The organism is Undibacterium paludis (assembly GCF_022568815.1).
Taxonomy (GTDB): domain Bacteria; phylum Pseudomonadota; class Gammaproteobacteria; order Burkholderiales; family Burkholderiaceae_D; genus Undibacterium.
Genome location: NZ_JAKZHX010000010.1, coordinates 53,180 through 65,756 on the forward strand (window position 1 = coordinate 53,180; position 12,577 = coordinate 65,756).

The 12,577-nt window shown below is 52.7% G+C and carries 12 protein-coding genes; all 12 read right to left on the minus strand.

What is annotated here, in order from left to right:
* Positions 1-6: 6 nt before the first annotated feature.
* Positions 7-759: an electron transfer flavoprotein subunit beta/FixA family protein gene (locus LZ463_RS17595; RefSeq protein WP_241457119.1), complete on the minus strand. Its 753-nt coding sequence runs from the start codon at positions 757-759 to the stop codon at positions 7-9.
* Positions 760-1,250: 491 nt separating this feature from the next.
* Entirely contained in the window at positions 1,251-1,478 is a 228-nt protein-coding gene (locus tag LZ463_RS17600) for a sulfurtransferase TusA family protein (RefSeq protein ID WP_241457120.1), read from the minus strand.
* Between the two features lie 407 nt (positions 1,479-1,885).
* Complete coding sequence (locus tag LZ463_RS17605) at positions 1,886-2,404, minus strand: NUDIX domain-containing protein (protein ID WP_241457121.1); 519 nt, start codon at positions 2,402-2,404, stop codon at positions 1,886-1,888.
* A 4-nt stretch (positions 2,405-2,408) separates the two neighbouring features.
* The gene (locus LZ463_RS17610) at positions 2,409-2,945 is read right to left on the minus strand and encodes a GNAT family N-acetyltransferase (RefSeq protein WP_241457122.1); all 537 of its coding nucleotides are present in this window, start codon (positions 2,943-2,945) and stop codon (positions 2,409-2,411) included.
* A complete protein-coding gene (gene alaS / locus LZ463_RS17615; RefSeq protein ID WP_241457123.1) occupies positions 2,924-5,536 on the minus strand; it encodes an alanine--tRNA ligase in 2,613 nt (870 codons plus the stop codon). The genes LZ463_RS17610 and alaS overlap by 22 nt, the downstream gene beginning before the upstream one ends.
* Positions 5,537-5,862: 326 nt before the next feature.
* On the minus strand, positions 5,863-6,207 hold the full coding sequence (locus tag LZ463_RS17620; protein ID WP_241457124.1) for a hypothetical protein: 345 nt from the start codon (positions 6,205-6,207) through the stop codon (positions 5,863-5,865).
* A gap of 147 nt (positions 6,208-6,354) precedes the next feature.
* On the minus strand, positions 6,355-7,647 hold the full coding sequence (locus LZ463_RS17625; RefSeq protein ID WP_241457125.1) for a hypothetical protein: 1,293 nt from the start codon (positions 7,645-7,647) through the stop codon (positions 6,355-6,357).
* A complete protein-coding gene (locus LZ463_RS17630; protein ID WP_241457126.1) occupies positions 7,644-8,429 on the minus strand; it encodes an outer membrane lipoprotein-sorting protein in 786 nt (261 codons plus the stop codon). The genes LZ463_RS17625 and LZ463_RS17630 overlap by 4 nt, the downstream gene beginning before the upstream one ends.
* Before the next feature lie 9 nt (positions 8,430-8,438).
* A complete protein-coding gene (locus LZ463_RS17635) occupies positions 8,439-9,833 on the minus strand; it encodes an ABC transporter permease (RefSeq protein WP_241457127.1) in 1,395 nt (464 codons plus the stop codon).
* A complete protein-coding gene (locus LZ463_RS17640) occupies positions 9,830-10,549 on the minus strand; it encodes an ABC transporter ATP-binding protein (RefSeq protein WP_241457128.1) in 720 nt (239 codons plus the stop codon). The genes LZ463_RS17635 and LZ463_RS17640 overlap by 4 nt, the downstream gene beginning before the upstream one ends.
* Before the next feature lie 82 nt (positions 10,550-10,631).
* Positions 10,632-11,681, minus strand: coding sequence for a MerR family transcriptional regulator (locus tag LZ463_RS17645; RefSeq protein WP_241457129.1), 1,050 nt, complete (start codon positions 11,679-11,681; stop codon positions 10,632-10,634).
* 116 nt (positions 11,682-11,797) lie between these two features.
* Entirely contained in the window at positions 11,798-12,544 is a 747-nt protein-coding gene (gene ugpQ / locus LZ463_RS17650; RefSeq protein WP_241457130.1) for a glycerophosphodiester phosphodiesterase, read from the minus strand.
* Positions 12,545-12,577: the final 33 nt, after the last annotated feature.

Below are 12,577 nucleotides of genomic sequence, written 5' to 3' on the forward strand. Positions count from 1 at the left end.
ATAGAATCAGCCCAGTACCTTGGCTTCGTTTTTCAGTTTGGACACCAGGGTTGCCACATCAGGCACCTTGATACCGGCGCTGCGTTTTGCAGGCTCAGCAACCTTCAGGGTCTTGACGCGGGAAGCAACATCTACACCCAGGTCGGCTGGTTTGACATTGTCCAGCTGTTTTTTCTTGGCCTTCATGATGTTAGGCAAAGTCACATAGCGTGGCTCGTTCAAGCGCAAATCGGTAGTGATGATGGCTGGCAGAGTCAGAGACAATGTTTCGAGACCGCCATCCACTTCACGTGTGACTGTGGCTTTGCCATCAGCGACGGTGACTTTGGAAGCAAATGTCGCTTGTGGCCAACCCAGCAAGGCTGCCAGCATCTGACCAGTCTGGTTGCAGTCATCATCAATCGCCTGCTTGCCGAGGATGATCAGTTGCGGTTGTTCTTTGTCAGCCAATGCCTTGAGCAATTTGGCAACGGCCAGCGGTTGCAGTTCTGCATCGCTTTCAACCAGGATGCCACGGTCAGCACCAATCGCCATCGCAGTACGCAGGGTTTCCTGGCATTGTGCTACGCCGCAGGAAACAGCGATCACTTCAGTCACGACGCCCGCTTCTTTCAGACGTGTCGCTTCTTCAACAGCGATTTCATCGAAGGGGTTCATGGACATTTTGACATTGGCGATATCAACGCCGGAGCCATCCGATTTGACACGTACTTTGACGTTGTAATCGACGACGCGTTTGACTGGTACCAGGACTTTCATAGTTCTGCCTTTATGAGCTAATGGGGAAATACCGATTGATACGAATTACGAATTGTAAAGCTTGATACTGAATACATTTGTTGCTTACGCCTGTCTGCGCTCGTGTACTACCCATGCACGAAACTCGCCATTGGTACGCACGCTGTTTTGCACACTGCCTGCATATTACTGCGCTTTCGCCTCCGCAAATTGACGTATACGTAAATTCTATTGATTATAAAACGAAAACATCAAGATTTTGCACAATTTAGCACGATCGTTCTTTTCAATCCACATTATGGCTAGAGCAGAATGCCTAATCCACTCTGGCCTGGTCAGCTTGAAGTGTCATGTTGAGCAAGATACTGTACCGCCAGATAGACCAACCAAGCATCATGGCCAGGTCAGGAACTGATGCGGCATATAAAACATACAAAAAAACCCGCAACAACGTCGCGGGTTTTTTTTATGTCTCTGCACAAATGATCTGGGCCTGCCAATATCACGCTTACTTATTTGCGCTTGATGTAGTACTCAAACTCTTTGCTGTTTTCTTGATGTGCCAGCAACTCATTGCCGGTCTGCTTGGAAAAGGCCTTGAAGTCCCTGACCGAACCAGGGTCAGTTGCCAGTACATGCAACACCTCACCAGTGAGCATTTCGGCAAGCGCCTTTTTCGTTTTTAAAATTGGAAGAGGACAATTCAGTCCGCGTGCATCCAGTTCTTTATTGAATTGCATGATTTTCCCAGTAATACAAATTGAACAAGCATATGAGCTCTACAATCGATGCACCAATTCTACCGGATTTTTCATTTGGATGGTGCATTGCAGCAGACTAACAACAAAAGACAAAATATTTTAAAAAGTTTCCGCACGAAAATGGTGCAAAACCAAATAATCTTCGCTCGGAGCAAGTTCTTTCATCTTAATCACAAAACTTACGGCTTGCTTACTGGGACAGGTATTTCATCAAATCAACAGGAAAACTGCTCGCCTGCACAACCAGCGACAATTATTCCTGACAAGCGTTGCGGTTTTAGATTGCTTCCCCTAAATAACTGTCAGAAATCAGAGCAGACACTGACGTGGCAGAGTCATATTTTTTGCAAGTGCAAAAACCTGTTTCAGACGTCATGCCAGATGATTCAACTGCTCTGCCATTCCTGGTAAACCGGGTTCAGACCGCGTGAACGCATCCAGTCTGCCATGGCATGGCCGGTGCCGGCATTCCATGGACGGAGCTTTTCCGGCTCTATCAGGCGGTAATCGACCAGCTCTGGCGACAGTCTGACCGTGCCGGAAGCTTTGACGTGATAGGCGATGATGAGCTCATTCTTGCGGATGAACTCATAAACACCGATCAGGGTAACCTGGTCAGCGTCAAGATCAGTTTCTTCTTTCAGTTCACGGGCGACACCCTGCTCTGGCGTTTCACCACGCTCCATGAAGCCGGTGATGAGGGCGAAAGTTTTCTCCGGCCAGGCAGCATTGCGCGCCAGCATGATCTTGCCATCGAGCTCAACCAGGGCTGCCAGTACCGGCAGCGGGTTGTCCCAATGGGTCCAGTGTCCGTCTGGGCAGGCCAGCCTTATTTTGCCGGCTTCTTGCTCATCTGCACGTTCTATCAGCGAGGTCGCGCAGACCGGGCAAAATTTCATTTCCATGGATTCAGGTTTCTCTCAGGGGCACCATGGCTTGCCTGGGGTGCAGGCGTGCCATGGCATAACTGTCGGCAAATTGACCATCGCGAAATGCATAAGCGCGCATGGTGCCTTCTATGTCAAAGCCGAATTTCTTGTACAGGCGTATGGCAGCCGTATTGTCGCAAAACACCGTCAGTTCCAGGCGCAGGATATTGAGCCAGTTGTCAGACAGATGTAATAGCTCGGTCAGCAAGGCGGTCCCTATGCCACGTCCGGAAAAAGAGTCCGCCACGCCCATGCCGAGCGAGGCGACATGACTACGTCTCTGCTTTTTTTCCATATGCAGGCTGGCCATACCCACCACGACGCCATCATAGATAGCGACCAGGCGGGTATCTTTGGGGTCAGCCTTTTCCAGCCGCTCTTGCCATATCTCCGTTGTCGGATGTGGCAATTGCAAAGTACCTGCATAGGTGCCGCTGCTGGCGAACACCCTTTGCAGTTGGGCCGCATCTGACACTTCAGCACGGCGTATATGGATCATAGACGTGAAGTTACCCATTCAGTGACACCCTCCAAGGCTTTTGGCAGACCACTGGCATCGGTACCACCGGCTTGCGCCATATCTGGACGACCACCACCTTTGCCACCCACCTGCTGGGCGACAAAATTGACCAGGTCACCAGCTTTGACTTTAGATGTGCTGTCTGCCGTGACACCGGCAATCAGGCTGACCTTGCCATCATTGACAGCAGCCAGCACGATGGCGGCAGTCTTCAGTTTGTCTTTGAGCTTGTCCATGGTCTCGCGCAGGGCTGTCACATCAGCGCCTTCCAGCGTTGCCGCCAGTACCTTGATACCTTTGACGTCAACTGCCTTGCTCACCAGGTCATCGCCCTGGCTGGAAGCCATTTTGGATTTCAGGATAGCCAGTTCTTTTTCCAGTGCCTTGACGTGATCCTGTACCTGGCCGATACGTGTCGTCAGTTCTTCTGGCTGTGTCTTCAAGGCAGCAGCAGCTTCATTGATGCGACTGTTGAGGTTTTGCACCAGGGTCAGGGCCACTTCGCCGGTCACGGCTTCTACACGACGGATACCGGCTGCGACGCCGCCTTCAGCAACGATCTTGAACAGGCCGATATCGCCAGTACGGGACACGTGCGTACCACCACACAATTCACGTGAAGAACCGATGTCGAGCACGCGTACTTCATCACCGTATTTTTCGCCAAACAGAGCCATGGCGCCATGTTTGACGGCGTCATCGTAGCCCATCAGTTGCGCCTGTGTTGCCGCATTCGCCAGAATTTCACGGTTGACGATGTTTTCTACCTGGCGGATTTCATCGGCAGTCATCGGTGCATTGTGGCTGAAATCGAAACGGGTTTTTTCAACATCAACCAGCGAGCCTTTTTGCGATACGTGTGCGCCCAGCACTTCGCGCAAAGCCTTGTGCATCAAGTGCGTGGCAGAGTGGTTGCGCATGGTTTGCGCGCGCACTTCGGCATTCACCTGTGCCTTGACGTTTTGCACGATGCTGAGGCTGCCAGACTTCAACACACCATGATGACCGAATACATCTGCCTGGATTTTTTGTGTATCAGTGACTTCAAACACGGCACCGTCCAGACCAACCAGCAGGCCGGAATCGCCACATTGGCCACCGGATTCTGCATAGAAAGGCGTAGTGTCAAGCACGATAATGGCATTCTGACCAGCCTTGATTTCATTGACAGCACTGCCATCCACATACAGTGCAACAATCTTGGCTTCGTTTTGCAATTGGTCATAGCCAACAAATTTGGTCTTGTCGCCACTGTATTCAATGGCGGCAGCCATCTTGAACTTGCCGCCTTCGCGTGCTTTGGTACGTTGCTCATCCATCGCCACATTGAAACCGGCTTCATCGAGCACCACTTCACGCTCACGGCAGATGTCTGCTGTCAGATCCAGCGGGAAGCCGTAAGTGTCATACAGGGTGAAAGCGGTTTTGCCATCCAGGTTCTTGCTGTCCTTGGCAAGGGCAGCTTCCAGAATCTTCATACCGTGTTCCAGCGTTTCGCCAAAGCGCTCTTCTTCCTGTTTGATGACTTGCGCGACACGCTCAGCGGCTTCTGCCAGTTCAGGGTAAGCACCGCCCATTTCCTTGACCAGGTCAGCCACCAGTTTGTAGAAGAAAGGCTGGCTTTGGCCCAGCTTGTGACCATGGCGCAGAGCACGGCGGGTAATGCGACGCAGCACATAGCCACGGCCTTCGTTGCCAGGGATGATACCATCAACGATCAAAAAGCCCGCGCAGCGGATATGGTCGGCGATCACGCGCAGGGAATTGTTTTCCAGATCAGTACAGCCGGTTTCACGCGCTGCTGCCTTGATCAGGTTTTGGAAGGTATCGATCTCATAGTTGGAATGCACATGCTGCAAGACCGCAGACAGACGCTCCAGACCCATGCCGGTATCGACGCATGGTTTGGGCAGCGGGTGCAGGACGCCTGCTTCATCCTTGTTGAACTGCATGAACACCAGGTTCCAGATTTCAATGAAACGGTCGCCATCTTCATCTGGAGAACCTGGAGGGCCACCCCAGATTTCCGGGCCATGGTCATAGAAAATCTCGGTACAAGGACCGCATGGGCCCGTATCTGCCATTTGCCAGAAATTGTCAGAGGCGTAACGTGCTCCCTTGTTGTCACCGATGCGGATGATGCGTTCTACCGGTACGCCGATTTCGTTTTTCCAGATTTCGTAGGCTTCGTCGTCTTCCTGGTAGACGGTGACGGTCAGTTTGTCTTTTGGCAAGCCATAGACCGTAGTCAGCAATTCCCAGGCGTAATGGATCGCATCTTTCTTGAAGTAATCGCCGAAAGAGAAATTGCCCAGCATTTCAAAGAAGGTGTGGTGACGCGCCGTGTAACCGACGTTTTCCAGGTCATTATGCTTGCCGCCGGCGCGTACGCTACGCTGCGCTGTCGTCGCACGGGTATAGGCACGTTTATCCTGGCCCAGGAATACATCCTTAAACTGCACCATACCGGAGTTGGTAAACAGCAAGGTAGGGTCGTTGCCAGGAACCAGGCTGGAAGAGCGCACGCGGGTGTGGCCCTTGGATTCAAAGAAGCTGAGGAATTTATCGCGGATTTCTGACGAGTTCATAAATGATGGTTCTAAGCTGAAAAATGGGTTTAACTTCTGATTATACGGTATAAATTCAGCCAGATATGCTTGTGGGGTGATGGTAAGCGGACAAGTTTGACTGAAAAACCTTAAGGCCTCTCAATACAGAGCCACAGAGACACAGAGAACAGCAGGAGAAAGTCAGAAAAGCTGTGAGAGAAAAACAGTTTAAAAATGTTGCAAAAATACCATTCAGGCAAGTGTGGCAAGTGCGAAAATGATGTCCAGATCAATGTTTCACACAAGACAAAACCGCCGATTTATATCGGCGGTTTTATTTATCTGCTGCACTCTGATTCTTTAACTCAGTTAGTGGTCGTTGCTGCGCTTGCATTGTGTTTTTTATTACGGATTTTCTTGCTGGCGCGGTTTTCTTCGTGCTCCAGTTTGGCACGCTCCGCCGGTGTTACTACGCCATCTGCCTTGGCGGCCTGTTTATCACTTTCTATCTTGGCTTCACGTTTTTCAAGATTGCTGGCTTCTTTGGCTGTCAAAGCGCCACTTTCAACACCCTTGGCGATACGTTTTTGTTGTCTGTCCTGGCGTTTCTCTACATTCGGTGTCGCCGGGTCCTGGGCGAAAGCAGAACCACCTATCAGTGTCAGGGCAAGGGTAGTAGCCAGGGCGGCGGCGAGCTTGATGGATTTCATGAGTATTCCTTTGTTAAAAGTAGGCTTCTTGGGTCGGTATGAGCACGCTGCCCATGTACCTATAACGAAGCTGACACTTTTTCCGATGACCGCAAAAGATGTAATCGATGTAAGTGCTGGTAACCACCACCCCTGTCTTGTAACAGGCTAGAAATAATAGCGCGCCAGCAGTTGCCAGCTTTGCATCTGTGGCGCTGCGCCGTAATTGCTCAGGCTCTTGCCGCTATTGCGCTGCCATTGCAGGGCAAACTCTGTGTGCTTCAGATGGTAGCGGGCTTCCAGCCACGACATGCGGCTGGCATCTGCGATGTCATAGCGGCTCATGGCAGCCAGGTCCAGATGATTGATCAGCGCATCCTGCCAGCTTGCATACACAAAGATACTGCGCTTGGCTGGTGTCTCTTGCACATTTTGCAAATAACGGCGATAGATGCCATAGGCTGGTAGTGAAGTCTGCCCCAGGCTGTTCCATTTTTCCTGGTCCATGCCGCCACCGTTGTACTCGAATTCAGCTGTTACCGATATCTTGTTACTGGTCGTATAAGTCAGGCCGCTCGCGCTGTGATTGCGGAATGCGCCATCGTCAGGATAATTGACACCGGCTTGCAGCATGGCTTGCACAAAGCTGGACTGGCTGCGTCCGCCCGACCATTCAGCAAACACGACCGTGGAATCATTGAGCAAGGCAGTCAGGTTCAGGCCGATTTGCACAGGCTGATTCTCAGCCTTGTACAGCAAGACTTGTGGGGTAATGCCATCCCTCACTTGCTGGCTCAGGGTCAGAAGCCAGCGGTTTTCTGCATTGGTGGCGGCTACGTCAGGATTAAAACTGGAATAGTTGCGTTGATCAGCCAGTTTGGGCGAGTACAAGGCCGTCAGCGAGCCGCCGTTCCACAATTTTTGCCCGCGCAGCATGATGCTGCCCTGGCGGTTTTCCTTGAGGCTGGCAGGGTCCACCGACACAACAGAACGCAAGGCGGAGGTACGAAAATAATCCGTCGGGTTATAACCGAGCGCCACGCCGTTGCGCGCATTGATGCGGCCCAGGTCCAGCAACTGATCTGCCTGCACCTGCCAGCTCAGGTAAGCCTCCTTGATGGTATTGATATCATGTGGCAAGCCCGCTGCCTGTGGCGGCCAGTTCACATCAAGGCGGTCAGACAGGACGGCACGCCAGCCTGGCGCAAAGGAATTATCATATTGCAGATCCAGCGACAGGCGCTGGAATTGCTGGCTGGCGCCGCCAAGACGTGCGCGATTTGCGCCCGCCCCGGCTTCGACAAACAGACGCCAGTTGCTGGGCTGCTCAACCGTATTGGGCATCTGATCCGCGACTTTCAATGCATCAAGATCAGGGTCTTGCTGGGCATAGGCGTTCAGTGTCAGCAAACCCATGAAAGCAAAAACACCGGACTTGAATGAAAATGGCTTGTTACTCATTGTTGTTCCGGCTTGAAGCGAGGCAAATAATCACGCTGCAACCACTGATCAGGCACTTCACGCTTGACCAGGTTGGAATAACGCATCACTGTTACCCAGCTTGGGTCCAGACCATCAATGATGACGGTTTCTGTCGGTCTGTCTATCCCTAACTGTTTTTCATAACGGCGGTAATAAGCCGTCTTGAGCAGTTTGCCACTTTCTGTATAAAACTTCGCCTTGACCGGATGATTATTGCCCGCTTCTATCCACATGTCGATGTGATGATAGGTGGCGTCCGGCGTGCTGGCATTCATGCTCAGTTTGTTGCAATGTTTGGTCTGGCGGTCACCGTCCTGGGTATCTTCTTCCACCGCACTCACGGCCTGGTAATCTTTGGCCAGATTGACAGTGACCACATCACCATTCGAAGCCTGGCCCAGCAGGCGCTGCTGCGGCGACATGCGTATGCTGGCCTTGCTGCTGGGGTCATAGAACCACAAGTCCTTGCCGCTGAAGAGTATCAGCTTGTTGGCATCCCTGGCCGGTGCGACATAGCGTATCAGGCTGCGGAACTGGCCACTGTTGGAGTCAGCCTTGGAGTAAATGGACAGGGTGCTGGTATCGGTCTGCTTGCCAGCCCGGTATTCGATCAGGGTATTGGTGAGGCCAAACGGATAATCGGGGTTGCGCACCACATCGCTGGCAGCCAGTATCTCTTGCGGGCTCTGGGCTGCCTGAGCTGCTCCCAATAACAAACTGGTCATGGCTAGGAAAATGACAGATATTTTCAAATGTTTCATGATATTTCCTTATACATGGCGCAGTGCGTCGACGATCATCATTCTTGATGCACGGTTGGCAGGTAGCCAGGCAGAAATAACCGCTACCAGCATGAGACCAATCACGCTGCCTATCAGCAAAGGCATATCCTGCCATACGCGTACCTGTATCAGATAAGCATAGGAGTAGCCGGGCGGTGTCCACGCTGCGCCGCTGTGATTGATCATGTAGGCGATGACCAGTGAACCAAGCAGGCCGCATACTGCACCGATTACCCCCAGCAAGACGCCTTCACACAGGAACAGCCTGCGCAAACCGGAACGACGCAAACCCATGGCGCGCAAGGTACCAATTTCTACTGTACGTTCCACCACGGCAGTGCTCATGGTATTGCCAATGGTGAAGAGGACAATCACGCCTATCAGTATGGCGATAAAGCCGAACATGGAGTTCATGAATTGCACTGTCTGCCCGTACATGGGGTTGAGCACCTTGAAGTCCAGCAGTTCCAGGGCCTGCCCTTTGACGTTCTGATCAAGCAATTGTTGCAGGCGGGCGCGCGCTGCCGGTATCTGCCAGGTATGTTTCAACTGTATTTGTATGGCCGTTACCTGCGCTTTACCATTACCATAGATCAGCTTTTGCGCCTGGCTCAGGTGCATGGCCATGTACACGTCATCGAGTGCCTTGATGCCCATGTTCCTGGCGGTGATGACACTGAGGCTGGCGACATTGGGCGCACCGTGTGAGGTTGCCGCCAGCATTTCTATGCGTGTGCCCTCTTCCTTGACGGTATTACCCTGCTCCAGCGCTGACAATGCCGCAATATCACCAGGAGCCTGTGCACTGTTGTCTGCGGGGGGAGCGGACGTGTCATCCTGTTTGCAGTCAGGTATCTGCAAGGCCTTGCACAATTTGATCTTGCGCGCCACGCCTTCACCAATGACGACTGCATCGGGGTTGCTGCCATTCAAAGGCAGGGGCTTGGCATAGCTTTGCATGCTGTAGTCATTCCAGTTCAGCATCTGGTTGCGTTCAGGCACGACAACACCCGTCGCCAGTACCGAACGCGACACACCGGCAGAAAAATTACCGGCCAGGCCACCGAGTTGCAGCGTCGGTGTCACCACAGTCAGCATGGGGGCCAGTTCCTTGTCCTGCTTGACGAGGTCAATGATATGCTGGTAGTCGGCAATGCCATAGGCGGTGGGGTTGTCACCACCTTCCAGAAAATACCCCTGGCGCTGGATTTGCAAATGACCACTGGCTTCGACAAAACCGGTTTCCATGCCATAGGTGATATTCGAGCGGTAACCGCCAAACAGCAGAATGGCTGTCAGGCCCACCACCATGGCCAGCAAAGTGGTCAATGAACGGCGGCGATTTCTGAGCAGATTGCGCAGGGCGAGCGAAAAAGTTTTCATGCACTTAACTCCATGGGTTCATCTTTTTGTTCCAGCTTGCGTTCCACATTGATGATACGGCCATCGCGTATGAACACGGTGTCGTCGGCCTCAGCCTGTACCTGTGGGTCATGCGAAGAGAACACGAAAGAGACGTGGCGCTCACGCTGCATCTTGCGCATCAGGCTGATGATGGCGGCTCCCGTCTGGCTGTCAAGGTTGGCGGTTGGTTCATCGGCCAGTACCAGCTTGGGTTCTGTTGCCAGCGCGCGGGCAATCGCCACGCGCTGACGCTGGCCGCCCGACAACTGACCGGGCAGGTTTTGCGCCCGGTCTGCCAGACCGACAGCATCAAGCAGGTCTAGCACACGTTTCTTGCGCTCCCCTGCCGCCACCTTGGCCAATATCAGCGGATATTCGACGTTTTCATAGGTATTGAGGACAGGCAGCAGATTAAAATTCTGGAAAATGAAGCCCAGGTGACGTGCCCGGAAATCGGACAAGGCATCATCAGACAATGTATGCACGGCCTGTTCAGCGACAATGACTTCACCACTGTCAGCCCGGTCTATGCAACCGATGAGGTTGAGCAAGGTGGTCTTGCCGCTGCCGGAAGGGCCAGAGATCACAGTAAAGCAATTGGCCCGCAATTGCAGGTTGATATCAACCAGTGCGGGGACATCGACCGCATCGAGGTGATAAGTCTTCATGACTTGCTTCAGTACTACGGGATACATAGTTACTCCAGTATGAAAAAAAATGAGAATTCGTGGGATTTGCAGAGTTTGCAGTATTTGCAGAAACGGGGCCAGGAGTCACTTAGCGGACAATATTTGCCGACATATCGCTGACCATCAGCGCCAGCATGCCCTGCTCGACGAAATGTCTCATGTCGACGGTAAAGCCGCTGCCATCCAGCATCTCCGGATGTTTGTCGTGGACAGCCTGCACCTTCTCGTGCGTGGCGGGGTTCGCGCCCCAGGTATCGGTAACAAGCCACTGCCAGTGACGCATCAGTGCGAGAGTATCAGGATGGCCGGGAGCAGTCTTGTTCTCCATCAGTTGCCGGAGATTGGCAAAGGTGCTCAGCCAGTCCTGCATGTTCTTTTGGCCGTGCTTGCGATAATGCAGCAATTCGTCCTGATCAAGATAGTGGGCAAAAATATCGCAACGGATTTCATGCAGGGCCTGCAAAATAAAATCAAGCAAGTCACCATCAACCCCGGTGATGGCCTGGGCAGAAAAATCTGTCCTGTGCATGGTGCTGAGTTTGGCAAAAAAGCGCGGGTCGTCACCCATGGTTTTCTTGCACAGGTCTATCCAGTCACGCGCGAGCTTCTTGGCCTGTGCATCTGCGGGCTGTGTCTGGTTCTCCATCAGGTTGCGGACCGCAGCGACCAGGTTGGGCCATTGCTGCTTGAAGCCGCTTTGCGTCACACTTTTCTGCAGGGTGGCGATTTCTTCTGCACTGAAATACTGACGCTGGGTCGCCATCAGGCGCAGGGTGGATAGCCATTCATCGATGTCCGGTTCTTTTTCACCGGACAGTTTAACTTCAAGCGCGGCCAGACGTTCACGCAAATCCGTAGCGTCGGCAATCTGCCTGTCGATGGCGCTCATCTGCTGGCGTATCAACTGTCGCAAATCTGCCCCATCGCCATTGAGCATATCGCGTGTTTCTGCCAGCGACAACCCCAGGCCACGCAGTGCCTGCACACGATGCAGGCGGGCGACATCATCCCTGTTATACAAACGATAACCGGCCGCTGTCCGGGAAGACGGTTGCACCAGACCTATTTCTTCATAATGGTGCAGCGCACGGACAGTCAGACCTATGCGCTTTGCCAGTTCGCCAATCTTGAGTAACATTGCTTGCCCTTTTAGAAAGGCCTATCTTAAAGTCTAACCTAACGTCAGAGTCAAGAAATTTTAAATGTTACTTTTTGGCATTATTTCCATCAGGTGCTGAAATTATCTTTTTAGCATCAAAAATCAGCCGGTATCAAGTCCAGCCTGTCTGTACAAAAGGCGTCGACACCCCAATGCAGTATTTCTGTCGCCCGCTTCGGGGTGTTAACGGTATAACAAAACAAGCCATAGCCGGCGTCCTTGACTTCCCTGGCGGTGCCAGCTGTCAGGTGCTTGTGATTGGTATGCAGAGCCTTTGCCGCCAGTTCCTGCAAATTGACCTTCCAGTCAGACGTCACTTTATCCATCAAAAAGCCACGCGCTATATGCGGTGCAGCCTGTTTGGCGGCCATCAGCGCCGCCTTGGAAAATGAGGAAAACAGCGGCAGATGCGAGGTGTCAACCACGGCCACATCGGCAAACAGTTGCTGCGTCAGTTCAGCGACGACGCGACCGGTTTCCACCTCCACGCCGGGGACGGGTTTGATTTCCACATTCATCCAGATGCCATGCTGGCGGCAAAATTTGACGATGTCAGCATAGAGCGGCACAGGTTCCCCCCTGAATTTCTCATCCAGCCATCCACCAGCATCCATAGCCTGCAAATCCACGGCCAGGGTATCGGCGACGCGGCCGCTGCCGGTCACGGTGCGACCAAATTCAGGGTCATGCATCAGCACAGGGACGCCATCCTTTGATAACATGACATCAAATTCCACGGCGGCAAAACCGTGTTCTTGTCCACAACGCATCGCAGCCAGGGTATTTTCCGGCGCCAGGATACCGGCGCCACGATGGGCGATGACTTTAGGATAGGGCCACATCTTGCGCTCCTTAAAAAAATAACAACCAGACAG